This is a genomic window from Phytohabitans sp. LZ39, assembly GCF_059359075.1.
The window spans coordinates 117,477-144,140 of sequence record NZ_JCADBM010000028.1 but is presented as its reverse complement, the minus strand read 5'-3'; the positions used below and the strand labels follow the sequence as shown (position 1 = coordinate 144,140).

Here is a 26,664-nt window from a genome sequence, read left to right as displayed (position 1 = left end):
CGGCGAAAGCGACGTCGGTGGCACCTTCGCGGATCAGCCAGGCCCCTCGCCGATGGCATGCGCGCCTGAGGCGCGCGCCGTCGTCACGCTCATATTCGACCGCGCCAACCCAAGCGGATCGCGAGGACCGTGGCCGGCCCGTGCGGCCTGGACCGTCGGTACCGGCCCCGGGTGAGGCTAGACGTCAGCCGCGGTTCGAGAGAGCTGCGACTCGGTTTGCGTCCTTTCCCGGGCGACCTCCTCGGCGCCGTATACCTTTCCGCGCCGGTCGCGCCCGAACAGGCCACGTACGCCGTGGATCGCGCGGCGCACCGCGGTGTCAGCGACGTCGTAACCCAGCGCCCACGCGGTGATGACGAGGAGGAAAACCCCGAACGTCTTGGTAACGGCGGGTGGCCTGGAGCCGACCTTGAGGTCGATGAACGAAGGCTCCTTGATGGCCTTCATGGTCAGGTCCGCGCGCCGCCTGAACCGCAGGAACGGCAGCCGCCACAGCGCCGGCATCGGCGCGTCCGCCCGCATGGCGCCGGTGGTCGCGCGCAGGTTGACGCCGTGGTCCATCCGCCAGATGGCGCGCCGCGCGGCCCGCTCGTGCAGCCGTTCGACAAAACGCGCGACCCGTGCGGGATGCACCGAGCTGAACGGCACCACCGACTGGGACAGGAAAAGCCGTCGGCTCAGGCGCGTCCGTAGCTTGGCCAGGTCGGGCGTCTCGTTGCTGGTGTAGCCGTCGGTCTGGGACAGCCAGCGCGAGATCCCCCACCTGATGCCGGTGGCCGAGCCGAAGACGAGGTAGTCGATCCAGTGATCGAGGATGAAGAACCGGCTGTCCGCGATGGCCCGGCCGTACTTCGACTGGACCATGCTGCGCATGATCCGCCAGTCGGCGAGTACAGCGTCGTTCACCCGCTTGATGTACTTGGTGTCGAGGACACCCTCGCGCAGGTCGCGTTCGACGATGTTGGCGCCGTGCCACGAGGTGGCCAGCGACAGTGAGATGCCCTGGCTGTAGTAGGCGTCGATGATGGACGACGCGTCGCCGACGATGACGTACCGCTCGGGCGAGACGTAGGTGTCGCTGATGTACTGGAGATCGCGGTAGGCCGAGAAGTCCAGGACGTTCTCCGGCTGGAGCCAGTCGAGCATCGGGTAGCGGCGGATGATCTGCCAGAACGCCGTGCGGAGGTTGCGGTCCAGGTCGGTCCGGGTCTTGTGCAGGCTGACGCCCACGCTGATCCGGTCGTCGGTGAGCCGGATGAGCCAGATCCAGTAGCCGTCACCCCACAGGTGGACGGTGTCCAGGTCGCGCCGCACCACGTCGCCGTCGGGAAACTGGAAGTTCCACCGCTCGTCGAAGAACTCGTCGGTGCAGCCGGAGAACTGTCCCCAGACCGATGAGCTGACGAAGTCGTCGTCGAGGGGGACGTCGTGCCCAAAACGCTTGACGAGCAGCCGAGCCCGGCCCGAGCAGTCGACAAGCCAGCGGGCATGGACCGTGCCCTCGGCGCTGTTGTCCTTGGACCGCCAGGTCACGACGTGGTCGGCGTCCGATCCGCGTGAGCCGCCCAGTTCCAGGTCGCGGACGAGGCCGCGGTCGATCAGGGTGATGCTTTCGAACTGCTTGAGGCGGTCGCGGAGCACGGCCTCGATCTCCGGCCGGACGATCTGGCAGTCGCCGAACATGGTCCGCTGGAACTTCTTGTCGGTGAACGCGTCCTTCCAGCGCTCCGGGATGGCGTGCTGGAAGCCCCATTCCGAGACGTTGCCTTCGAAGCTGGTCTTGCCTTCCAGGCCGTAGCTGAACCAGACACCTCGCTTCTCGAAGGATTCGGAGAGCTCCTTGTCGAGCTCGCCGATCGTGCGCAGGAACGCGTTCGAGAAGATGAGCAGGGACTCGCCGACCTTGTAGGCGCTCTTGCTGCGTTCGGTCAGCTCGTCGACGACCACGACGCTGAATCCGCGTCGCGCGTACTGTAAGGCGTTGTGTAGACCGACGATACCGGCGCCGATGACGCAAACGTCAGCGCGCACTGTTTCGGACATCACCCGGCTCCCTTCACGACGCCCGACGACCGGTGATCTTGGCCGGGAACACCCCGGCCCTCGCCATGCCGGTGACGGAGTCGCCGTCGAAAGTCAGCTCCATCTTGGCGATGACCTTGATCGGCCGGGTGATCTTCGACGTCCAGCTCAGCGTGTTGCCCTCCAGTTGCGGATTCGTCAGCTCCTGCGCCTCTTCCTGCTCGTACCTGCTCTGGCCGGAGATCTGGTCGGGCCCGTGTTGCACCAGGTCGAGCTCGAACTTCCGGTCACCCACCGGAGTGGCGATCGAGAGCTGCCAGGTACCGGTCAACGACATGTTGGTCCTTTCCTTAGTCCTGGATGAGCGACAAGGCTTCGGTGGGGCACCCTTCGACCGCCGCCGTGACGGTGTCCAGTTGGTCCGGGGCGACGTGTTCGGCGAGGACGAGCACCGCGCCGTCGTCACCAACCTCGAAGACGCCTGGCGCCGTGACCTCGCAGAGGCCCATCCCCAAGCACGTGATGCGATCAGCAGCGACCTTCATGGCCCAACTCCCAGCTGGAGTCAGTCGCGGGTGGACACAGTTCCTTTCAGACCATGCTCACCGGCGCGGGCGCCGATCGGGAGTGGACGCTTCATGACGGTTGGCCACCTGTCCGCAATGGACCACCTGGGAAAACGTCAGGCGCCGTCGGTGAATCGCCTGACGATGCGCCGGCGCAGCGTGACGGCGACGGCGAGAGCGGTAGTGGCTCCGACGCAGCATCCGATCACGACGTCCGCGGCGCTGTGCGGGCGCCACTGCACGAGGGTGACCGCGCCCGGCGGCGTCAGCAGACCGAGCCAGCGCAGCGGTGAGGGCAACCACCAGGGCGCGACGGCCAACAGCAGGAGCAGTCCACTGAGGACCTTCAGGATCCCGACGCCCTGCGTCCGGTCACCGGCGAAGGCGGCGGCCGTTAACATGATCAGCGGCGCCTGCGCGGCACCTAGCACGATCGCCGGCAGCAGTGCGGGCAAGGCGTTGGGCACGAGGCCGCAGAGCGGCACGGCGACCAACAGGCTGGCCAGCGCCAGCAGGCCGGTGAACGCCATCCGGTACCCGAGGTAGCGCTCCAGCGTCACCGGCGTCACCCGCAACAGCTGGAGCCGGCGCTCGGCCACGTCGTCGAGCGTCAACAGCGCGCCCACCATGCCCATGATGAGCGGCACGTGGATGACCACACCGACGGTGAGCAGCAGTTGCCGGTACGGTTCGAGGTCGAATCCGGCGCGGTCCCGCACCAGGTCGGCCAGCCACGGGTACCCAAACCGGATGCCAACGGCCAGCGCGACCGGCACCACCGTCAGGAAGGTGGGGAGGAGGTCCAGGCGAGCGGTGCGCATGTCGGCCCGCGCGAACGTCACCACCCAGCCGCCCCGCCACTGGATCCGCCGTGTCCTGTCCACCCGGGCGGGCCGGGTGGCCGGGGCTTGCACCGCGTGCCGGTGGAAGCGCCGCCGCGCCAGGACGTACGCGCCGCCGATCCACAGCAGCAGGTAGCCGGTCGCCGCGGCGCCCGCTGCCGGCGTGAGCGCCCCGCCGGTGAGCCCGGCGGCGATGAGGTCGGCACCGCCAGTGGTGGGCAGCGCGTACAGCAGGGGATGGTCGGCGACACCCGCGATGTGCGCCAGCGGCGCGGCCAGCAGCGGAGCGATCACCATCGGCGCGGTCGTGAGGTACCCGACCAGGGTGCGGTGCGGCTGCACCAGCGCGAACGCCAGCAGCAGCGTGAGGATCGCGACCAGACCCACGCCCAGCAGTGCGAGTGCCGGCTGAGGCGGGCGCAGCCGGGCCGCCGCCAGCCCGACCGGCACCGCGGCGGCGAGCGACAGGCCGGTCAGCACGGCAAGCCGCACGCCGAGGTACTCCGCGAAGCGCAGCGGGCTGACAAGCAGCGCGGCGAGCGCGCCGTCGGTGCGCTCGCCAAGAAACAGCGCGGGAAGGAAGAACCCGCCGAACGTGGCGGTGTCCAGCACGAGAACGGCCGTGCCCAGCCGCCCCGCCACGGACGCGGGTACCACCGCCAGTGCGACCGTCCACATAACGCAGACCGCCGCCGCGACGGTGGGGATCTGCGCGTGCAGCTCAAGCCGCCACTCCAGGCGGGTCAGCGCCGCGATGCGCCGCACCGCTGGTGCGGTCACAGCCGCCCACCCGTGATCCGCACGAACACGTCGTCGAGCGAGGCCTCCGTGGTGTGGATGGTCTCCACCCGGCCGGCGCGCAGGAGCTCCAGGAAGTCGGGATCGGTTGGCAGCTCGGCGAGCCGGAACTCCCTGCGGGCGGGCGCGTCTCCGTCCCGGTACTCGACGGTCACGCCGTGGTGCCCGTACCGCAGCCGGAAGCCCCGTGGCGAGTCGATGTCGGCGATCGTGCCGGAGACCACGAAGGCCACCCGGTCGCACATCTGGTCCGCGGTGGCCATGTCGTGGGTGGTGAGGAAGATCGTGCGTCCCTGGTCGACCTGCTCCCGGATCAGCGCCCGGACCGCGGCCGTGTGCACCGGGTCGAGACCGGAGGTCGGCTCGTCCAGGAACACCAGGTCGGGAAGGTTGACGAAGGCCCGGGCGAGACCGAGGCGCACCTGCATGCCTTTGGAGAAGGTGGCCACCGGACGATCGGCCGCGTCCGCGAGGTCGACCCGTTCCAGCAGCCGGCGCGCGTCGGCGACCGGCGGCTCGAACAGCGAGGCGAACGCCTCGAGGTTTTGCGCGGCGGTGAGCTTCGCGAAGTGGGCCGGCAGCTCGAAGCCGACGCCGATGCGCTGGTAGTAGTCCGGCCCCCAGGCGTGGACCGGACGGCCGAGCACCTCCGCCCGCCCCTCGTAGCCGCGCAGCAGCCGGGTCAGCACCTTTTGCGTGGTGGACTTGCCGGCGCCGTTGGGCCCGAGAAATCCAAACACCTCACCGCGAGCCACGTGGAAGGACATGCCGTCGACGGCGTACCGGTCGGCGCCGCGGTAGCGGACCCGCAGGTCCTCTACCTCGATCACCGGACCGCCGTCACCTGGGTGGCTCATCGATCGATCGTAAGCAGTCCACCAAGGGCGTCCCGATGCTGGGCGGCCGTGCCCAGCGCGATCGAGTCCGCCTTGGCCCGCTTGAGGTACAGGTGCGCCGGGTGCTCCCAGGTGAACCCGATCGCGCCGTGCAGTTGCACGCACTGCTCCGCGGCGTGTACCGCCACCGGCCCGCAGTGCGCCTGTGCCAGTGCCGCCGCTACCGGCGTGTCTGGGTCTCCCTCGGCGAGGCAGCCGGCCGCGTAGCGGGCCACCGCGCGGGCCTGGGTGACCTCCACCCACAGCTCGGCCAGCCGGTGTTTGACTGCCTGGAAGGAACCGACCGGCCGGCCGAACTGGTGCCGCTGTTTGACGTAGGCAAGGGTGGTGTCCAGGCACCACTCGGCGACACCGAGCTGCTCGCTGGCCAGCAGCACCCGGCCGGCGAGCAGCGCCGCCGCCACCGCGGGTCCGGCGTTCGCCACCCAGGTGGCTGGTGCGCCGGCCAGCGTGAGGTCGGCCAGTGGCCGGGTCAGGTCCAGCGAGGTGACCGCGGATACCTCGACCACCTCCCGTGGCACCGCCCACAGCCGGCCGCTGGCGGGCACCAGCAACAGGTCCGCGGCCGCCGCGTCGGCCACGCCGCCGACCGTGCCGGTGAGCCGTTCGCCGTCGGCGGTGACGGTCGCGGGCGGGCCGACGCCGGGGTGGGTGGACAGCGGCAGCGCGAGGACCGCGACGACGGCACCGGTGGCCACCTTGGTCAGCAGTCCGCAGTCGTGGCCGGTCAGCAGTGCGGCGGTGGCCATCGCCGCGCCCAGGTACGGCACCGGCGCGACCGCCCGGCCCATCTCCTCGGCGACCACCGCGGCCTCCCGGTAAGAGCCGCCCGCCCCTGCCCGATCCTCGGGGATGACGAGACCGGCGCAGCCCACGTCCGCCGACAGCGTCCGCCACAGGTCGGTGTCGTAGGGTTCGGAGCTTTCCACCCGGGCCAGTACCGCCTGCCACGGCGCCCGGTCGGTGAGCACCTTGCGTACACCGGCGCGCAGGTCGTCCTCGATCTCGGAGTACCGGAGGCTGATCACGCGGTCACCTCGCGGGGCAGGCCGAGCACCCGCTCGGCGATGATGTTGCACAAGATCTCCGAGGTGCCACCCTCGATGGAGTTCGCTCTTGCGTACAGGTATCGGTAGGCCGGCACGCGCCCCTGCCAGTCCCTGATGGACGGTCGGCGCATCGTCCAGTCGTCGTAGCGCAGCGCCTCGTCGCCGAGCAGTTCCAGCTCGAACCCGGAGATCTCCTGGTTGAGCCGCGCGTGAGCGTGCTTGACCGCGGAGCCGTCCGGGCCGGGCTGCCCGGCGGCCAGTTGCTCGCGCAGCCGCTGTGCGGTCAACCGGCTCGCCTCGGCCGCGACCCACAACCGCAGCAGCGCGTCGCGCGCGGCCGGCGTGCGCACCTCGGGCCGCTCACGCCACTGCCGGGCGACCACACCGATCATCCCGTGCTCGCGCGGCACCAGGTCGCCGCCGAGCACCACCCGCTCGTTCATCAGCGTGGTACGGGCGACCCGCCAGCCCTGCCCAACCTCGCCGACCCGGTCCGCGTCCGGGATACGTACCCCGGTCAGGAACACCTCGTTGAACTCCGCCTCGCCGGTGATCTGCCGCAGCGGCCGTACCTCGACGCCGGGGGCGGTCATGTCGCAGGCGAAGAAGGTCAACCCATCGTGCTTGGACGCGGACGGGTCGGTGCGCGCCAGCAAAAGCGCCCAGCGGGCCTCGTGCGCCGTGGACGTCCACACCTTCTGCCCGTCGACGACCCAGCCACCATCCTGCTCACGCACCGCCCGGGTGGAGACGGCGGCCAGGTCCGAGCCGGCGGCCGGCTCGCTGAACAGCTGGCACCACACGTCCCGCTGGATCCATAGTGGACGCAGCCAGCGCCGGTGCTGCTCCTTGGTGCCGTGCCGCAGTATGGTCGGCGCCGCCATGCCCAGCCCGATGCCGATCCGTGGCTGGACATCGGGCGCCCCGGCCGCAGCGAACTCGGCATCGGCCAACGGTTGCAGATCCCACGGCAGGTCGAGCCCGCCCAGCCCGACCGGAAAGCTCACCCAGGCGAGCCCGGCGTCGAACCGGGCGCACAGAAACGGCAGCCGCTCGCTGGTGGCCGGGTCGTGCTCGGCGAGAAACGCCCGAACCCGCCGGACCAGTTCGTCACTTCGCATTCGAACCCTCGACCGCGTTAGTCCACAATGGTGACCCGAGAATTGTGCTCACTACTCGAACGGGTAAACAAGCAACTGCCCCATACGACCTTGTGGCCGCTTCCGGGAGCCTGGTCCGGGCTGGCAGCAACTGTCCACTACCGCCATAGGTGTGGCCGGGGAAGCATGACTGGGACGGCCGGGTCATACCGGCGCCGCCGAGTCACTCACTCCGGGGGCCGCAACGCCATGTCCGCAAAGAACGTCTTCCTGTTCGCCGGCCAGGGATCGCAGTACTACGGAATGGGGCGCGACCTGTTGTCCGGCCATCCGGTTTTCGCTGCGTCCATGCGCGCCTGGAGTACGGTATTCGCGGACCTCGGCATCCCCGGCATATTCGACGAGATCTATCGCACCGACCGCACGGCGGCCGACGCGTTCGACGAAATCCGGTTCACCCACCCGGCGATTCTCATGGTCGAGCTCGCCATGGCGGAGACGCTGCGCGCCGAAGGCGTCGAACCCGACTACGTGCTCGGCGCGAGCCTTGGCGAGTTCGCGGCGGCGGCGGCGACCGGCGTGCTCAGCGCGGAGGACCTGGCCAGCTCGATCGTGGAACAGGTCGGCATGCTCAAGGCGCACCGGGTGCCCGGAGCGATGCTCGCGGTGCTCGGCGACGTCGCGCTGTACCACGACGACGCGTCGCTACGCGCCGACGTCGAGCTGGCCGGCGTCAACTCGGACCGCAACTTCGTGGTCTCCGGCGACCCCGCCGGCGTGGCCCGCGCCGAGCGCCGCCTGCGGGAGCTGCGCGTGCTGTACCAGCGGCTGCCGGTCAACTACGCCTTCCACTCCTCAGGGCTGGACGCGGTCGCCGAGCCGTACCTGACCTCGCTGGCACGGCTGACACTGCGACCTCCCGCGGTGCCGTTCGTGTCGTGCGAGTCGGCCGGCTACGTCACCCGGTTCGAGCCCGAGCACTTCTGGCGACTCGTGCGGTCACCCATCCGATTTCGTGACGCGATCCAGTTCCTGGACCGGCAGGACCCCGATCTGGTGTACCTGGACCTCGGTCCGTCCGCCACGATGGCGAACTTCGTGGCGAGCATCGTGCGCGGCGACGGCCGGGCCCGCGCGGTACCCATCCTGGATCCTTTCGCGCCGCGCGGACGGTCCCTGGAAGCCATCAAGGCCCAAGCCATCCGGTCACGGCGCGGTCCCACCACAGCCCAAGGCCAGCGGGGGAGTCAGATGAGAGCGGTTGTATTTCCGGGTCAGGGTTCACAGGCGCGCGGCATGGGCGGTGACCTGTTCGCCCGCTTCCCCGAACTGACCGCCATCGCCGACGAGATCCTCGGCTACTCCGTCGCCACGCTGTGCCGCGAGGACCCACGCGGCCAGCTCGACCAGACGCAGTTCACCCAGCCGGCGCTGTTCGTGGTCAACGCCCTCACCTACCTGGCCCGCGGGCAGGACGGCGAGCCGGCGCCCGACTACTTCGCCGGGCACAGCCTCGGCGAGTACAACGCGTTGTGCGCGGCGGGAGCCTTCGACTTCGCGACCGGGCTGCGCCTGGTGCGCGAGCGCGGCCGGCTCATGGCGGCCGCCACCGGAGGCGGCATGGCAGCGGCGGTCGGGCTGAGCGAGGGCGCGGTGCGCGAGATCCTGTCGCACGGCGGGCTGTCCGGCGTCGACCTGGCCAACCACAACGCGCCGGACCAGTTCATCCTGTCCGGACCGCGGGAGGCGGTCGAATCCGCGCGCGAGCCGATGCTCGCCGGCGGCGCGCGGGCGTACCTGATGCTCCGGGTCAGTGGCGCCTTCCACTCCCGATACATGGCACCGGCGTGGCGAGAGTTCCAGCAGGTGCTCGCGGACTGCGAGTTCCAACCCCCGCGGGTTCCGGTGATGGCCAACGTGACCGGCCGCCCGTACGAGCCGGGGTCGGTACGGGAGATCCTCGCCGAGCAACTGGTCCGGCCGGTGCTGTGGGAGCAGACCGTGCGTCATCTGCTCGCCGCTGGTGTGACCACCTTCGACGAAGTCGGGCCGGGGCAGGTGCTGACCGGCCTGGTCAAGAAGATCCGGCAGTCCCCGCCGCCCCAGCCGGCAAAGGCTCCCGCGCCACCGGCGGCGGTGTCGCCCCTGTCACCGGCCGGCGCCGCGCGGTTGCGGCCGGAGGATCTGGGCAGTGCGGAGTTCCGACGCACCTACGGCACCCGGTACGCGTACGTGTGCGGCGCGATGTACCGCGGCATCGCCTCCGAAGACCTGGTCATTCGGGCGGCCGGTGCCGGCATCCTGGCGTTCTTCGGCACCGGCGGCCTCGACCAGTCCCGCATCGCGGCGGCCATCGACCGGCTGGCCGCCGAGCTGGGCGACGGCCGCCCGTACGGCATGAACCTGGTGCACAACCCGGCACAGCCCGACGTGGAGGACGCCACCGTCGGGCTGCTGCTCGACCGCGGGGTGCGCAACGTCGAAGCCTCCGCCTTCATGAAGATCACGCCGGCCCTGGTCCGCTACCGGCTCGCCGGGCTCAGCAAGGACACCGACGGCGAGGCGGTCGCCGCCAACCGCATTATCGCCAAGGTGTCCCGGCCCGAGGTGGCCGAAAGCTTCCTCTCTCCCGCCCCCCAGCGACTTGTCAGCCAGCTGGAGCAGGCCGGGCTGATCACCGCCGAACAGGCCGCGCTCGGCGCCGGCGTACCGATGGCGGACGACCTATGTGTCGAGGCGGACTCCGGTGGCCACACCGACCGGGGCGACCCGATCGTGCTGCTGCCCACGATGCTGCGGCTGCGCGACCGGATGGTCGCCGACCACGGGTACCACGCGCGGGTACGGGTTGGCGCGGCCGGCGGCATCGGCACTCCCGAGGCGGCGGCCGCCGCGTTCGTGCTCGGCGCCGACTTCGTGGTTACCGGCTCGATCAACCTGTGCACGGCCGAGTCCGGTATGAGCCCGGCCGCCAAGGACATGCTCGAACAGATCAACATCCAGGACACCGACTACGCACCAGCCGGCGACATGTTCGAGCTGGGGGCGCAGGTGCAGGTGCTCAAGCGGGGCGTGTTCTTCCCGGCCCGGGCACGCAAGCTCTACGAGCTGTACCGGCGGCACGAGTCGCTTGAGGAGATCGACGCCGAGACCCGGTCGGTCATCGAGACGCGATACTTCCGCAAGAGCTTCGACGAGGTGTGGCAGGACACGCGCGCGTTCTTCACGGCCCGGGACCCGCGCGAGATCGAAAAGGCCGAGCAGAACCCGAAACACAAGATGGCACTGGTGTTCCGCTGGTACTTCGGGCACAGCCAACGCGCCGCGATGGAAGGCCGGGAGGAGTACCGGGTGGACTTCCAGGTGCATTGCGGCCCGGCCCTCGGCGCGTTCAACCAGTGGGTCCGCGGCACCGCCCGGCAGAGCTGGCGCAACCGGCACGTCGACGAGATCGGCGAGCTGATGATGCGCGAGACCGCGGCCTGCCTGGAGGAGCGGCTCGAGCAGCTGGTGAATGCGGAGGGCCGATGATGGAGCAGACCGCGGTGGCGGTGACCGGCATCGGCTGCCGCGCGCCCGGCGCCCGCGACCACCGCGAGTTCTTCGACAACCTGCGCCGGGGAGTCAGCTCGATCCGCGAGGTCGACCGGCAGCGGTGGAACCCGGCCGAGTTCTACTCGCCGGACATCTCGATACCGAACAAGACCGTCAGCAAGTGGTGCGGCCAGATCGCCGACCCGTACGGCTTCGACGACAGCTTCTTCCGGGTCTCACCCAAGACGGCCAAGCTGATGGACCCCCAGCAACGGCTGCTGCTGGAGGAGACCTGGCACTGCATCGAAGACTCCGCCACGCCGCTGCGCGCGCTCCAGCAGTCTCGCACCCTGGTCTTCGTCGGCGTCGCCTCGCGCGACCACCTTCAGCAGGGTACCGAGCCCGGCACCACCGTGGAGGCACACACCACGTTCGGCGGCTCCGACTACATGCTCGCCAACCGGGTATCGCACGCGTTCGGCCTGCGCGGTCACAGCATGGCCATCGACGCGGCCTGCGCCTCGTCCGCGGTCGCGATCCACCTCGGCATGCGCGCGCTGCTGGACGGCGACGCCGACTTCGTCCTCGCCGGCGGCGTGCTGCTCAACCTCCATCCGTGGAAGTACATCTCGTACTCCAAGGCGCGGATGCTCAGCCCGTCCGGGCTGTGCCGGACCTTCGACAAGGACGCCGACGGCTTCGTCCCGGGCGACGGGGTCGGGATGGTGATGCTGCGCCGGCTGGACGACGCGGTGCGCGACCGCGACCACGTCTACGGGGTGCTGATGGGCAGTGCCGTCAACCACAACGGCGCCGGTCGTACCATCACCGCCCCCTCGGTGGCGGCGCAGCGCGACGTCATCACCGCGGCCCTGGAGCGTGCCGGCTTCGACCAGTCCACGGTCTCCTATGTGGAGGCGCACGGCACCGGCACGCCGCTCGGCGACCCCATCGAGGTCGAGGCGCTGCACAAGGTGATGTCCGCCGTGCCGCGCGAGGACGGCGGCTGCTGGATCGGCTCGGTCAAGCCCAACATCGGACACCTGGAGGCGGCAGCCGGGGTCGCCGGGCTGGTCAAGGTGCTGATGATGATGGCGCACCGGCGGGTCCCGCCGAGCATCCACCTGCGCACGGTCAACCCACTGATCAAAGTGGACGACGGCGTGCTCCGCCTGGCCCGCGAGGAGAGCACGTGGGAACCGGCCGGCGATCGGCCGCTGCGCGCGGGAGTGAGCTCGTTCGGCGGCGGCGGCGTCAACGCGCACCTGTGCGTCGAGGAGTACCGCCCGGCACCGGACAGCGGCGCCGACCCCACGGCGGGCACCGCCCAGCCGTTCCTGCTCTCCGCGCCGTCCGCCCGTTCGCTGGAGCTGCTGCTGGACCGCTGGCGGGCCGGCCTGACCGGAGACGGCTGGATCCGCGGCCAGGTCACCGACATCTGCGCCACCCTGGCCACTGGCCGCGAGCACTTCGCCGTGCGCACCGGCGGCCTCGTGTCCACTGTAGACGACATTGTGTCCCTCCTGGCCGATCCGCCGTCCCCGACCACCGCAGAGCCCGCACGGGACTGGGCGCTACGGGTGGGCGAGCTGACCATGCCACCGCTCGGGCAGCTGCGCGCCCTCCTCGACGCGCCGCCCGTCGCGGACGTCCTCGCCGCGATGGCGGCCGAGGCGCCCGAGGCCGGCGCGGAGCTTGCCGGGCTGCGCCGCGGCGGCGATGGGCCGGAGGAGCGTTTCCTGCTCACCTACCTGGTGGTGCGGGTGCTGCGACAGCTGGGATTCCGGCCAGCGACGGTGACCGGGCACGGGGCCGGCGTGCTGGCCGCGCTCGCCGCCACCGGCGCGCTCGACTGGCCGGCGGCGCTGCCGATCGCCCGGGGCGGTTCCGCGGACGTCGCGCTGCGCGCCCCGGACGTGCCGCTGATGCACGCCGCCACCGGCCGGACCGCCTACCCGTACCTGGTCTTCGGCGGCTACTTCAGCGATCTGCTGGACGGGCTCACGGTGGAGCCGGAAGTGGCCGCCGCGGTTGGCGCCCGGGCCGCCCCGATCATCGGCGGCCAGCGGGTGCTGCGCCGCGCGGTCGACGAGTGGAACAGGGTGCTCGGCCTGCGCGGGCTGGGCAACTGGCGCGTCCCGACCGACGAGGCCGGCCTCGCGGTGGGCGCCGGCGCCGACCCTCGTGCCGTCCTGGTCCGCGTCCTCGCTCTGGAGAACGCGTTCGACCAACTCAACCGGGAGTGGAAGCTGTCGCTGGACCGGCTGGTGCCGGACGCCCGGGTCACCGAGTTGCTGGACCTGCTCGCCGACGGCCTGGTGTCGCCGGACGGGCTGCTCGGCCTGCTGAGCGGCGAGTCGGCGGAGCGGGCCGCCACCGTGGACCAGGTGCAGCGCGGTGCTGCCGGACTCGTGATTTCCGGGGACAGCCGGTACCCCGTGCTGCGCGGCCGGGCGCGGATGCCCGCCGGACTCGACACGGCCGCGGCGTGGATGCGGGACGCCGCTGCCGGTGATGCCGGCACCTCCGAGGACGCGGCGGCGACCGTCTCCGTCGGCACGGTGCCCGGCATCCCGGAACGCAGCGACCACGTAGCGATCGCCGATCCGCGGGCGCTGGCCAACCAGCTCGCGACGCCGCTGATCGCGCTGTGGCGGCGCGGCGTGGACGTCGACTGGCTCCGGTTCTACGCCGGCCGTGGTGCGCGCAAGCTGCCGCTGCCGACCACCGAGTACGTGCGGACCGTGCACCGGCAGGCGCCGGCCGCACCGGCGGACCAACCGCACGGGCCCGACGTGCGGCTGGTCGAGCTGGAGGCCGGTTGGGTACCCGACGACGGCTCCGCGAACCCGGTGCGGGACAAGACGGCCCTGGTGGTGGCACCTGCTGTGCTGCTCGACGACGTCCGTGCCGCGGCGGCCGCCGCGCTGCCCGGGTACCGCATCGCCTTCGCCGGCATCGGTACGCGGTACAGCCACGAGGCCGTGGAGGTGTGGACGGTCCGTGCCGAGGAGGACGACTGGGACCGGCTGTTCGCGGAGCTCGCCGAGCAGGGTCTGCGACCCGGCTACGTGGTGCGGCTGGCCGGGCCGGACGGCACCGACCTGGCCCGGCGGGTCGAGGACAGCGCGCTGGTGCCGTTTCTGCTCGCGCAACGACTGCTCCGGCGCCGCGACGGGACACCGACCCTCATCCTCGACGTGGCCGTACCCGGCGCGCCGGAACCCGACGCGGCGGCGGCCCTCGGCCGCTGCGTGCGCTGGGAGAGCGGTTCGGTGCGGCTACGACCGATCACAGTGGACAGCGCACACGCGGCAGCGGAGACCTGGCGCCGGATCGCCGAGGAGTTCGGCGTCGCCGGCGACGACCCGGTCCGCTACAGCGGCGATGTCCGGTACGCCCGGCGCTTCACCGCTCGGGAGCCCGAACCGCCTACGACCGCGCCGGATTCCGTGGTCCGGCCGGGCGGCGTCTACCTGGTCACCGGCGGCCGGGGCGGCCTGGGCCAGGCGGTCGCGGCCCACCTGCTGTCGGTGCCCGGGGTCCGGGTGGCGCTGGCCGGCCGCAGCCTGATGAACACCGAACTCGCCCGCGACCTTGCGACCGTGGCCGAGGCCGCCGGCGACCGGATCGCGTACTTCCCGGCTGACGTGTCCGACCTGGAGTCCACCCGCAGGCTCGTGGCGGACGTACGGCACCGGTTCGGTCCGGTCAACGGCGTGGTGCACGCGGCCGGCGTACTGCGTGACCGGTACCTGGTGAACAAGTCCGTCGCCGACCTGCGCGCGGTTCTGGCTCCGAAGGTGCGCGGCGCGGCGAACCTGGACGTGGCCCTGGCCGACGAACCACTCGACTTCTTCGCGCTGTTCTCGTCGCTGGCCGCCGTCACCGGAAACCCCGGCCAGGCGGACTACGCGGTTGCCAACGCCCTCATGGAGACTTTCGCCGTCGATCGGGAGAGCCGGCGCGCGGCGGGCACCTGCCGGGGGCGCACCGTGGCGATCGGATGGCCGTGGTGGGACGCGGGCGGCATGACGGTGCCGGACGGAGCCGGCGCCGTGTTCTGCGTCGAGAACGGCTTCGCGCCGATGCCGGTGCCGGTCGGCCTCGCCGCCCTGGACTCCGCGCTGCGCGGCGCCTCCGCCCGCCGGCTGTTCGTCTTCGGCGACTCGGAGCGGGTGCTGCCGCTATGTCACGGCGGGGCCGGCGCGCCCGCACCCGCGCAGCCGTCCGCGGCCGGTGACAAGCCCGACGTGCCGTGGGCCTCCCAATACATCACGTCGCTGTTCTCGGATCTGCTGGACGTGCCGGAGCACGACATCGACCCTGGGCGTGGGCTGGACAGCTACGGCGTCGACTCGATCCTGGTGCGCAACTTCAACACCCGGGTGGAGCGCGACCTGGGCGCGATTCCGCACACGCTGCTGTTCGAATGCCGCACCCTGGCCCAGGTCGCCGCGGTACTCGCGAGCCACTTCCCGGACGTCGCCACCGCGCCGCGCGCGGACACCACGTCCGCGGCGGATCGTCCCGGACCGGCACCGCGGCGACCGGTCGAGCCGGCCGCCGCGCCGCCGCCAGCGGTTGGTGAGCGGGCACCGATAGCCATCATCGGCGTCTCGGGTCGGTATCCGCAGGCGCCGGACATCGACGCGTTCTGGCGCAACCTGGTCGCGGGCCGCGACTGCGTGACCGAGATTCCGGCCTCCCGGTGGGACTTCCGCGAGCGGTTCACCGAAGACCGGGAGGACGGGACGTACTGCAAGTGGGGCGGCTTCCTGGACGGCGTCGACATGTTCGACCCGCTGTTCTTCAACATCTCGCCCCGCGACGCGGAGCTGATCGACCCGCAGGAGCGCCTGTTCTTGCAGACGGCGTGGAACGCCTTCGAGGACTCGGGCTATCCGCCCTACCGGCTCGGCAGCCCGGACGCCGCCGGGGAGCGCGCGGTCGGCGTGTTCGTCGGCGTGACCACCCAGTCGTACCTGTTGTGGGGGCCGGAGCAGTGGCGCCTGGGCAATATGGTGACACCCACCTCCACGCTGTGGTCCATCCCCAACCGGGTCTCCTACTGCCTCGACTTGCACGGTCCGAGCATGCCGGTCGACACCGCGTGCGCGTCCTCGCTCACCGCACTGCACCTCGCGTGCGAGAGCCTGGCCGCGGGGGAGTGCCGCATGGCGCTGGTCGGCGCGGTCAACCTGTACCTGCACCCGAGCAAGTACGACTGGCTCTGCCAGATGCAGATGGTCTCGCACACCGGGCGCTGCCACACGTTCGGCGCGCGGGCGGACGGCTTCGTACCCGGCGAAGGCGTCGGCGCGGTCGTGCTCAAGCCGCTGTCCGACGCGGTGCGGGACGGCGACCGGGTCCTCGCGGTCATTCGCGGCACCGCCGTCAACCACGGCGGCCGGACCAGCGGGTTCACCGTTCCCAACCCCAACGCCCAGGCCGATCTCGTCGTCCGCGCGATCAGTGCCGCCGGGCTGGACGGCGCTGCGATCGGCTACCTGGAGGCGCACGGCACCGGCACGTCGCTCGGCGACCCGATCGAGATCGCCGGGCTGGGCAAGGCGTTCGACCAGTTGGGCCAGCGGGAGACCTGCGCGATCGGCTCCGTGAAGACCAACATCGGCCACCTGGAAGCCGCCGCCGGCCTGGCCGGGCTGACGAAGGTGTTGTTGCAGATGCGGCACCGGCAGCTCGTGCCGTCGCTGCACGCCGAACCGGCCAACCCGAGCATCGACTTCGCCGCCACCCCACTACGGGTTCAGCGCACGCTGGAGCCTTGGGTGCGTCACCGCTCACCGGACGGCACCGAACTGCCGCTGCGCGCCGGGATCAGCGCGTTCGGCGCGGGCGGCGCTAACGCCCACGTGGTGGTCGAGGAGTACCTCGGACCGCAGCCCGTACCCGACGCGACCCCCGGCGAGCACCTGGTCGTGGTATCGGCGAAGAACGGCGACCGGCTGCGCGCGCACTGCGCGAACCTGGCCCGGAGCATCCAGGAGCAGGACGAGCAGGTCAGCCTCGCCGAGGTGGCGTACCAGTTGCAGGTACGCCGTGAGCCGCTGGCCGAACGCGCCGCCCTGCTCGTGTCCACAGTGGACGAGCTGGTCGATGCGCTGGACGCGCTGGCCGCGCACCGGGCACCGGAGGTGCCGCACTGGTCACGTGCCGGGCGCTCAGGACCCACGCGACCCGACGGTGAACTGGGGCAGCTCGCCCAGCGGTGGGTCTCCGGCGCCGAGGTGCGGTGGGACGAGCGGTATCCGCGCCCGCTGCGACCGGTCGCCCTGCCCGGTTACCCGTTCGCCCAGGAGCGGTACTGGATCCCCGAGGTCGAGTCCGGCGAACCGCACCCCTTCCTCACCGGCTCCGGATCTACCCACTTCACCGGCGACGAGTTCTTCCTCGACGACCACCGCGTGCACGGCGAGCGCATCTTCCCCGCGGTGGGCTACCTCGAGATGGCCCGCGAGGCCGCCTCCGCCGCCGGGTACTCGGCGCGCCGCCTCTCCGGCAACGTCTGGGCACACCCGATCACCGTCTCCGAACCTCGAACCGTCCACGTCGAACTGACCGCCGATCAGCGCGGCGCCCGCTACGTGGTCTACAGCGACGGCGCAGCCGGCGAGCGGGTCGTGCATGGCCAGGGCCGGACCGACAACGCCGGCGACGCCGGCACGCCCGAGCGGCTGGACCTCGCCCGCATCCGCGGCCGTTGCACACAGAGCATGCCCGGCGGCGACTACTACCCCTGGCTGCACCGCCTGGGCCTTCAGCTGGGCCCGGCATACCAAGGGGTGCGGGAGCTGCACTGGGGGGACGGGGAGCTGCTGTCGGAGTACCGGCTGCCCGACCGGGTCGCGGACGGCGCCGCCCGGTTCACGCTGCATCCCTCCACCTTGGACTCGGCGCTTCAGGGCGCGCTCTGGCTGCTAGGCCAGCACGGCGGCCTGGACCACCTGCACCTGCCGTTCACGATGGGCTCGGTCGAGGTCTTCGGCCCGACCCCGCGACACGGCTTCGCGCACGTCGTCGTCCGCGCGTCCAGCGACACCGGCAAGAAGGTCGACATCGACGTCACCGACCCGGCCGGCGACGTGGTCGTGCGTATCCGGGACTTCTGGCTGCGACGCTGGAACACCGGCGGGCCCGAGCAGCCGGCGAGTGCTGGCACCTTCCTGCGACCCGACTGGGTAGCCGCTCCCCGTGCGGCTGCCGTGGCGGCTCCGGCGGCTCCCCCCGCCGCCGGAGCCATGCCAACCCTCGTCCTGGCGCCGTCGGCGGCCGCCGGGGACCTGCTCGTCGCGGCGCTGGAACGCTCCGGTGCAGGAGCGGTGCGGGTGGTGACGCCCGGCGCCGACGTGGCGGCGGCGGTCGCCGCCCTGCCGGCGGGCGGCGATGTCCGCCGCGTGGTGTACGCCTGGCCGCGCACGATGTTCACCGGAACGGCCTCGGGCGCCGCCCGGCAGGTCGACGACGGGTTCATGCCGCTGTTCCACTTGGTGGCCGCGCTGCTGCGGGCGGGCGGCAGGGAGCCCGTGCACCTGCTCGGCGCGTACCCCGCGACGGCGGCGGGTACGCCCGGATACGAGGCGCTCGGCGGCTTCCTGCGCACCGCCCGGCGGGAGAGCCCCCGGCTGGCGCACCGTCTGGTCGAACTTCCCGAGGGCGAGTTCGCGGAGCTCGTCGAAGGCCGCGGCCCGGCCGCCGACCGGCTGGCCGGCGAACTGGCCGACTTGCCGGGCGCACCCGAACACGTGCGGTACCGGCCCGGCGGACGCGAGGCCCACCGCTGGACGCGCCTGTCGCCGCCTACCGCGGCCCGCCCCGGCGCGCTGCGTACCGGCGGCACCTACCTGGTGACCGGCGGAGCCGGCGGGCTCGGCGCGCTGGTGGCCCGGTGGCTGGCCGAGACCGCTTCGGCGCGCGTGGTGCTCACCGGTCGCTCACCGCTGGGACCAGCCGCAGAGGCGGTGCTGGCCAGCGTGCGCGAGGCGGGCGGCGACGGCCGGTACCTGCCCGCCGACGTGTCCACAGCGCAGGGATGCGAGGCGGTGGTACGGGCGGCCCGCGCGGCGTACGGCGAGCTGCACGGCGTGTTCCACGCGGCGGGCGTACTGCGCGACGAGTACCTGGTGAATCTGGACGCCGGCCAGGTCGCGGACGTGCTCGCCCCCAAGGTCGCCGGCACCATGCACCTCGACGCGGCGACCCAGCGCGAACCACTCGACTTCTTCTGCCTGTTCGCCTCGCTCGCCGGCCCGATCGGCAGCGTGGCGCAGGCCGGATACGCCTACGCCAACAGCTTCCTGGACGCCTTCGCCGGCTGGCGGGAACGGCAGCGGGCCACCGGAGCCCGCCCCGGCCGGAGCATCTCCATCGACTGGCCACTGTGGATGGGCGGCGGGATGGCCGTCGACGACGAGGTGCGGGAGTCGATGTGGCGGCAGTTCGGGATGCGCCCACTGGAAACCGTGGAGGGCCTCAGCGCGCTCGCCACCATCCTCGACAACGTCACCGGCCAGGTCGCATACATCGCCGGCGACGGCAGCCGGCTCACCGCTGAGTTGGCCGGGAAGACCGCGCCGCCGCCGCAAGCGGCCGCCACCGGGGTACCGGAGCTTGAAGGGCTGATCACACGCATCGTCGCGGAGATCGTGAAGCTGGATCCGGCACGGGTCGACCCGGCCGAACCCATCGGGAGCTACGGCTTCGACTCGCTCGCCTTCAACCGGCTGGCGAACGAGGTCAACAAGGCGCTGGACCTCGACCTCACACCGGCCACGTTCTTCGAGTACACCACCGTCGCCGACCTCGCCGCGCACCTGCTGGACCGGTACCCGGCCCAGCTGGCCGCCCAGGTCACCACGCCGGCGCCTGAAGCACCCCCGGCAAGCCCCGTCTCGGCGGCTCCGGTGCGCGAGCCGATCGCCATCGTCGGCATGTACGGCCTGATGCCCGGATCCCGCGACCTGGCCGAGTTCTGGTCGCACCTCGACCGCGGCGACGACCTGGTGACCGACGTACCGCCGGACCGGTGGGACTGGCGCGACTACTACAGCGCGACCGCCGGCACGCCGGACAAGACCAATAGCAAGTGGGGCGCGTTCTTGTCCGAGGTGGACACGTTCGACGCCCGCTTCTTCGGCATCTCGCCGCGCGAGGCCGACCTGATGGACCCGCAGCAGCGGCTGTTCCTGCAAACCGTCTACCGCACGATCGAGGAGGCCGGTTATGCGCCGTCGGACCTCGGCAAGGGCCGCACCGGGCTGTTCGTGGGCGTCGCCAGCCACGACTACTACGACTTGCAGCGCGAGGCCGGTCTCCCGGTGGAGGCGTACACCACCACCGGCTACTTCCACTCGATCCTCGCCAACCGGATCTCGTACCTGCTGGGTCTCCGGGGTCCGAGCGTGCCGATCGACGCAGCCTGCTCCAGCTCCCTGGTGGCCATCCGCTCGGCTATCGAGTCCATCTGGGCGGGCAGCTCGGACGTCGCCATCGCGGGCGGGATCAACCTGCTGATCTCTCCGATGATCTACATCTCGTTCTCCCGTGCCGGGATGCTCAGCCCGACCGGCCGTTGCCGCACCTTCGACGCGGGCGCCGATGGGTACGTGCGCGGTGAGGGCGCCGGCGCCCTGCTGCTCAAACCGCTGTCCCGCGCGCTGGCCGACGGCGACCACATTCACGCGGTGATCCGCGGCAGCGCGGTCAACCACGGCGGCAAGGTCAACACGCTGACCACCCCGAACCCGAACGCCCAGGCCGAGCTCATCGTCAGCGCCTTCGAAGAAGCAGGCGTCGACCCGGAGACCGTCGGCTACATGGAGATGCACGGCACCGGCACCGCGCTCGGCGACCCCATCGAGGTCAACGGGTTGAAGAAGGCTTTCCGCGAGCTGCGCCGCCGGGCCGGAAAGCCCGAACCTATCGCTGCGGAAACGCTGATCGGCTCGGTCAAGTCCAACATCGGGCACCTGGAGGCCGCCGCTGGCATGGCCGGCGTGTTCAAGGTGATCCTCGCGATGCGCCACGGCCGGATTCCCGGAAACCTCCACATCGTCGACGTGAACCCGCACATCCAGCTGGACGGCAGCCCGCTTCGCATCGCCCGCACCACCGAGGCGTGGCCCCGGCTTGGTGACGTGCGGACCGGGGCCGAGCTGCCCCGCCGCGCCGGCGTCAGCTCGTTCGGGTTCGGCGGGATCAACGGCCACCTGCTCATCGAGGAGCACATCCCGACCACTCCCGCCGCCGCGCCGGAGCCGGCCGCACACGTGCTGGTGCTCTCCGCGCGTACTCCCGAGCAGCTCGCCGAGCGCGCTCTCGAGCTGGCCGCGCACCTGGAGCACCAACCCGGCCGGGCCGGCGCCGGTGTCGAGGCTGAGCTGTCCGACGTCGCGGCCGGCCTCCTGGACATGCCCGCGGCGGACCTACCGACCGGCGAGACGTTGGAGGACCTCGGCTTCGGCCTGGCACGGCTGCGCCAGCTCCACGACTGGATCACCGATCGGTACCCGGCGGCGGCCGGCGTAGCGGTCCTGCCGACCGACACCCTGGACGGCGTCGCGGCGCGGATCGGGACGTGGCGGCCGGCAGCCACCGCGACCGGATCGCTGCGCGACATCGCCTACACGTTGCAGGTCGGGCGGGAGCCGATGGCGCATCGCCTCGCCCTGGTGGTGGACTCCGCGCACGTCGCGGCCGCCGCGCTGCGCCGCTTCGCGGAGACGGGCGACCTGCCGGCGCGCGGATACATCGGACCGGCCGACCCGGCGCTGCGCGGTACACCCGCCACCCCGGCGGCGGACCTGCCGGAGCTGGCCCGGCACTGGGCGGCCGGCGGCGAGGTCGACTGGACGAGCGGTTACGGCGGGGACCGGCCGCGGCGGGTGTCGTTGCCGACCTACCCGTTCGCGCGGGTGCGGCACTGGATCGCGGCACCCGTACGGGAGCAGAGCGCGCCACCGCCGTCAGCATCCTGGATCACGTTCGACCAGCCGACCGGCGACCTGTCCACCGGGCTGGTGTACCGGACCCGGCTCGCCGCCACCGACCCGGTGGTACGCGAGCACCGGGTGCGCGGCGCGGCGGTCCTGCCCGGCGTCGGCCACCTCGAGATCGTCCAGGCGGCCGTGGCGCGGGTGGTACCGGAGGCCACTCGGCTGACCCGCGTGGTGTGGCTGCGCCCGCTGGCGGTACCCGAGGCCGGCCTGGACGTCCAGGTGCGCCTGGTCCGCACCGAAACCGGTGTCGAGTATCAGGTGCGGGCGCTCGACGGCGCCGAGCCGGTCACCTTCTCCCAGGGAGCCTGGGACGTGCCGGCCGCGGCGCAGCGGCCGGTGCCACCGCGCTCGCCGGCCCAGCTGCGCGACCGGTGCCCGCGGGTGTTGGACACCGACGAGCTGTACGCGCGCTTCCAGAGCCAGGGCATCGACTACGGCCCGTTCTTCCGTGGCCTGCGGGACGTACGGGTGGGCGACGGCGAGGTCGTCGCCAGCGCGCGGATGGCCGCGGCGGACCCGGCCCGGCCGTTGCATCCCACGCTGATGGACGCGGCCCTCCAGGCGGTCGCCGCGCTCGACCCGGACGGGCCCGCCCTGGCTCGGCTGCCGTTCGCGCTGGAGGAGATGCGGCAGTACGGTCCGCTCGGCGCGGCCTGCCACATCCACGTGCGGGCGCGCGGCGGCGACGGGTACGACGTGGACCTGCTCGACGACGCCGGCCGGGTGCTCGTCGCGCTGCGCGAGCTTTCAGTGCGCGAGGTGGCGGCCCGCGAGGCGGCCGAGCCGTTCTTCTACGCGCCGTACTGGGAGCGGCTGCCGGCACCGGCCGCCACGCCGCCGGCCGGGCATGGCAGCTGTCTCGTGGTGCATCCGGCTGGCGGCTTCGGGTTGGCCGGCGACCTCGCCGCCGCCTGGTCGGGCGGGCAGGTGCGCACGCTCCGGATGGACGCCTCCGCCGGCGGTGTGGCGCTCGCCGGCCAGCTGCGCGAGCTGGGCCCGATCCGGCATGTGTGGTTCCTCGGCGGGCTACGCGAGTCGGCGAGCGATTCGTCCGAGCCGGCGCCGGCACTCTTCGGTCTGGTGAAGGCGCTGGCCGAGGCCGACCGGATCCAGGACGTCGAAACCCTGCGGGTGCTGGTCAACGGCGTGCACGACGCGGCCGGCCGGCGCACCACGAACGCCGCCGCGGGCGCGCTCGTCGGCTTCGTCAAGACCTTCGGCAAGGAGTACCCGCGCATCGCCACGAGCTGCCTGGACATCGGCCTACCGGTGGGCGGCGTTCTCGCCGATCCGGATCGTGCCGCGCTGGTGCGTGCCGTGCTCGCCGCGCCACTCGACGGGAACGACGAGGTCGCGCTCGTCGACGGCCACCGGTACGTGAGGCGGCTGCGACCCGTCGCGCTGCCGGCGCCGGCCCGTCCGGTGTTCCGCGAGCGCGGCACGTACGTGCTCGTGGGCGGTGCCGGTGGCATCGGCCGTGCGCTCGCCCGACACCTCGCCACTACCCGGCGGGCCCGGCTGGTCCTGGTGGGGCGGCGGCCGGCGGACGCGGAGATCGAAGCCGAACTCGCCACGCTGGCACGGCTGGGCGGCGAGGCGATGTACCGCGACGCCGACGTCACCGACGAGATGCGGCTCGCGGCCGTCCTCGCCGAGGCGCGGGAGCGGTTCGGTCGCATCCACGGTGTCGTGCATGCCGCGATGGTGCTGCGCGACGGGATTCTGGAGCGGATGGACGCCGCCGCGTTCGAGGCGGCGCTCGCGCCCAAGGCACGCGGCACCGAGGTGCTCGGCGAGCTGTTGCGCGGGGACCGCTTGGACTTCCTACTGCACATGTCGTCGGTGCAGTCCTTCACCGGCGCCGCCGGGCAGGCCAACTACGCCGCCGCCTCGACCGCGCAGGACGCGCACGCCCGCCGGCTGGCCGGCCGGGGCGCCTACCCGGTGAGGGTGGTCAACTGGGGCTACTGGGGTGCGGTGGGCCGGGTCGCCTCGGAGAGCTACCGGCGCGGCATCACCGCACGCGGCTTCCACCCGATCGGTACGGCCGAGGGCATGGACGCGCTCGAGCGGGTACTCGCCTGCGACGAGTCGCAGGTCGTGGCGATTCCCGCCGAGCCCGAGGTGCTGGCCGCCATCGGGGTCCGGCAGCCTGACCCGGCGCAGCCCCGCCCGCCGGTACCCGACGCGGCGCCGTTGCCGGTTACGGGCGCCGACGAGGACGAGCGAGCGGCCGGCGAGGACTACACCGCCCGCGCCCTCCTGCGATCCCTGCGCCGTGCCGGACTCTTCCCGCGCCCGGACGCCGAGCACGCCGATCCGCACGCCGACCTGGGCGCGCTGCCCAGGTACCGGCGGCTGGTCGACGCGCTCACCGCCATCCTCGTCCGGCACGGGCTGATCGCCCACCGGGCCGGGCGCTACGTGCTGCTCGACCCGGCCGCCGCGGTGACCGACGGCGCCGCGCTGCGCGCCCGGTTCCCCGACCTGGCCGCCCGGCTGGAACTCGTCGATGCGTGCCTCGCCGGGCTGCCCGAGGTGCTGCGCGGCAGTGTGTCCGCGACCGAGGTGCTGTTTCCGGGCGGATCCACCGAACTGCTGGCCCGCGTGTACCGGGGCGAGCGGCTGGCCGGGTACTGCAACCGGATCGTGGCCGAGCAGGTAGCCGAGGCGGTGCGGCAACACCCGGCCGCCGAGGTACGGGTGCTGGAGATCGGCGCCGGCACTGGCAGCACCACAGAGGTGGTACTGGACGCGCTGCGTGCCGTCGGAACCCGGGTCAGCTACACGTTCACCGACGTCTCCGACGCCTTCCTACGCCAGGCCCAGCGCACCTTCGCCGGCGGCGGGCCGGTGCCGGTCACCGTCGGCCGGCTGGACATCGCCCGGCCGCCCGCCGCGCAGAGCTGGGGGCCGGGCGGCTACGACATCGTGCTGGCCGGCAACGTCATGCACGCGGTCACCGACGTGGGCGCCGCCCTCGCCCACGCCCGCGAGCTGCTCGCCCCTGGTGGTCGCCTGGTGCTGACCGAGGTCACTCAGGTGCAGGCTTTCCACACGGTCACCTTCGGGCTGCTAGATGGCTGGTGGCACTTCGCGGACGAGGCCATCCGGCTGGAGTCCGCGCCCCTTCTCGACGTTCCCATGTGGAGGCGCAGCTTGGAACACGCCGGGTTTCACGCCGTGCGGGCACTGGGCAGCGCCACCGTGCCGGCGGACCTGTCCCAGCGGGTCATCGTGGCGCACGCGCCAGCCGCCCCGCCGCAGCCGCCGGCCGCCACAGGCGCCGGTGGCGAGCCGCCGGAGCGGTGGCTGCGCCGGCTGATCTCCGAACTGACCGCGCAGACCCTCAACATGGCGGTCGCCGAGGTGACGCCGGACGAGTCGCTGGCCTCGCTGGGCGTCGACTCGATCGTCGGTGTGGAATTGATCAACCGGCTCAACACCGCACTGGGCATCACGCTCAAGACGATCGTCATCTTCGACCATCCGACGGTGGCCGACCTGACCGCGTTCGTCCTCGATCGGCACGGCGAGCAGGTCGCGGCGTGCGCGGCCGCCGCCTCGCCCGTGCCGCCTTCCGCCCCGCCCGTGGCGCCTTCCACCTCGCCGGTGCCGCCTTCCTCACCGGCCCCGCCGGCGCCGATGCCTACGGCCGCCGTACCCGCCCTGGTCGCGCCGGCCGGGTTCCAGGCCGTGCGGTTCACCCGGCCCGGCAGCCCGCGCGAGCTCAGCATCGCGCCGATCGAGCCGGCCGCTCCCGGACCCGGCGAGGTCGAGATCCAGGTCAAGGCGTTCCCGATCAACTTCTCGGATCTGCTGCTGGCCAAGGGCCTGTACCCGATCATGCCGGACTACCCGTTCACCCCGGGCGTCGAGGTGTCCGGGGTAGTCCGCCGAGTCGGCCCCGGAGTGACCACGCTCCGCCCGGGCGACGAGGTGATCGCGCTGACCCGCCCGGAGATGGGCGGCCAGGCCTCGGTCGTGCTCACCGACGAGAACTTCGCGGTACCCAAACCGCCGAACGTCTCGCACGAGGAAGCCTGCGGGTTCCCGGCCGCGTTCCTCGCCATGTACCTCGCCTTCGAATGGGCGCAGGTGCGCCCTGGCGAGCGGGTGCTGATACCGGCGGCCACCGGCACCAACACGCTGATCGCTGTGCAGCTCGCCCAGCTCGCCGGCGCCGAGATCGTGGCGACCGCCGGCTCGGCGGCGAAGGTGGACTTCCTGGCCGGGATCGGCGTGCCGGACGCCATCGACCACGGACGGGCCGACGTGGTCGCGGAGGTACTGGCACGCACCGGCGGGCGTGGCGTCGACGTGGTCGTCAACACGCTCGGCGGCCGGGCCATCCAGCAAGGGCTCAGCGTGCTGGCCCCGGAGGGCCGGTACGTGGAGATCGCGGTCTTCGGCCTACAGTCCTCGGGGCCGCTGGACCTGTCGCGGCTGGTGGACAACCAGCGGTTCTACAGCCTCAACGCGAAGAAGTACTTCCTGGCGCATCCGGAGCGGCGCACCGAGTACCTGCGCACCATGGCGGACCACCTGGCGTCGGGGAAGGTGAAGCCGCTCGTCAGCCATGTGCTGCCGTTCGACCGGATCCTCGACGCGTACGCGCTGAAGGAGGACCGCGCGACCGTCGGGCGGATCGTGGTGATGGCACCCGATCCGGCGCCGGCCGCGACGGAACCGGCCCGGGTCGTGGCGCCGCCGCGCGAGACGCCGCCGCGTGCCACGGACATCGCGGTCATCGGGATGGCCGCTCGGCTGCCCGGCGCGCGCGACGTCGACGAGCTGTGGGCCAATCTGGCCGCCGGGGTCAGCGCGATCCGGGAGATC

At 72.2% G+C, this 26,664-nt stretch carries 9 protein-coding genes (1 of these 9 cut by a window edge); 2 read left to right on the top strand and 7 right to left on the bottom strand.

The genetic code is table 11. From position 1 onward, the window contains the following. Positions 1 to 177: 177 nt before the first annotated feature. From AC5L36_RS38940 to AC5L36_RS38910, 7 genes are all read right to left on the bottom strand, one after another. Positions 178 to 2,043 (bottom strand): NAD(P)/FAD-dependent oxidoreductase, encoded by a 1,866-nt coding sequence (locus tag AC5L36_RS38940; RefSeq protein ID WP_441223706.1) that lies wholly within the window; start codon positions 2,041 to 2,043, stop codon positions 178 to 180. A gap of 13 nt (positions 2,044 to 2,056) precedes the next feature. Beyond that, complete coding sequence (locus AC5L36_RS38935) at positions 2,057 to 2,359, bottom strand: hypothetical protein (RefSeq protein ID WP_441223705.1); 303 nt, start codon at positions 2,357 to 2,359, stop codon at positions 2,057 to 2,059. A 13-nt stretch (positions 2,360 to 2,372) separates the two neighbouring features. Further along, positions 2,373 to 2,567: a ferredoxin gene (locus tag AC5L36_RS38930; RefSeq protein WP_441223704.1), complete on the bottom strand. Its 195-nt coding sequence runs from the start codon at positions 2,565 to 2,567 to the stop codon at positions 2,373 to 2,375. Between the two features lie 137 nt (positions 2,568 to 2,704). Then, positions 2,705 to 4,210, bottom strand: coding sequence for a fluoroquinolone export ABC transporter permease subunit (locus AC5L36_RS38925; protein ID WP_441223703.1), 1,506 nt, complete (start codon positions 4,208 to 4,210; stop codon positions 2,705 to 2,707). After that, positions 4,207 to 5,085 carry an ABC transporter ATP-binding protein gene (locus tag AC5L36_RS38920; RefSeq protein ID WP_441223702.1) on the bottom strand — a complete coding sequence of 293 codons (879 nt, stop codon included), beginning with the start codon at positions 5,083 to 5,085 and terminating at the stop codon, positions 4,207 to 4,209. The genes AC5L36_RS38925 and AC5L36_RS38920 overlap by 4 nt, the downstream gene beginning before the upstream one ends. Continuing rightward, positions 5,082 to 6,152 (bottom strand): acyl-CoA dehydrogenase family protein, encoded by a 1,071-nt coding sequence (locus AC5L36_RS38915; protein ID WP_441223701.1) that lies wholly within the window; start codon positions 6,150 to 6,152, stop codon positions 5,082 to 5,084. The genes AC5L36_RS38920 and AC5L36_RS38915 overlap by 4 nt, the downstream gene beginning before the upstream one ends. Continuing rightward, complete coding sequence (locus AC5L36_RS38910) at positions 6,149 to 7,294, bottom strand: acyl-CoA dehydrogenase family protein (RefSeq protein WP_441223700.1); 1,146 nt, start codon at positions 7,292 to 7,294, stop codon at positions 6,149 to 6,151. Before AC5L36_RS38910 ends, AC5L36_RS38915 begins: the two co-directional genes overlap by 4 nt. Positions 7,295 to 7,321: 27 nt before the next feature. Between AC5L36_RS38910 and fabD the strand changes: the two genes are divergently transcribed. Together fabD and AC5L36_RS38900 are read left to right on the top strand one after the other, a co-directional pair. Further along, the gene (gene fabD, locus AC5L36_RS38905; protein WP_441223699.1) at positions 7,322 to 10,804 is read left to right on the top strand and encodes an ACP S-malonyltransferase; all 3,483 of its coding nucleotides are present in this window, start codon (positions 7,322 to 7,324) and stop codon (positions 10,802 to 10,804) included. Continuing rightward, a protein-coding gene (locus tag AC5L36_RS38900) for an SDR family NAD(P)-dependent oxidoreductase (RefSeq protein WP_441223698.1) crosses the window boundary here: on the top strand, positions 10,801 to 26,664 show its 5' portion. Its footprint extends 2,523 nt past the window's final position; only the first 15,864 of its 18,387 coding nucleotides appear in the window; the start codon lies at positions 10,801 to 10,803; its stop codon lies off the right edge, out of view. The genes fabD and AC5L36_RS38900 overlap by 4 nt, the downstream gene beginning before the upstream one ends.

Coding starts and splice junctions, on each gene's coding strand:
- AC5L36_RS38940 (WP_441223706.1), bottom strand. CDS start 2,043: ATGTCCGAAACAGTGCGCGCTGACGTTTGCGTCATCGGCGCCGGTATC.
- AC5L36_RS38935 (WP_441223705.1), bottom strand. CDS start 2,359: ATGTCGTTGACCGGTACCTGGCAGCTCTCGATCGCCACTCCGGTGGGT.
- AC5L36_RS38930 (WP_441223704.1), bottom strand. CDS start 2,567: ATGAAGGTCGCTGCTGATCGCATCACGTGCTTGGGGATGGGCCTCTGC.
- AC5L36_RS38920 (WP_441223702.1), bottom strand. CDS start 5,085: ATGAGCCACCCAGGTGACGGCGGTCCGGTGATCGAGGTAGAGGACCTG.
- AC5L36_RS38910 (WP_441223700.1), bottom strand. CDS start 7,294: ATGCGAAGTGACGAACTGGTCCGGCGGGTTCGGGCGTTTCTCGCCGAG.
- fabD (WP_441223699.1), top strand. CDS start 7,322: ATGGTGACCCGAGAATTGTGCTCACTACTCGAACGGGTAAACAAGCAA.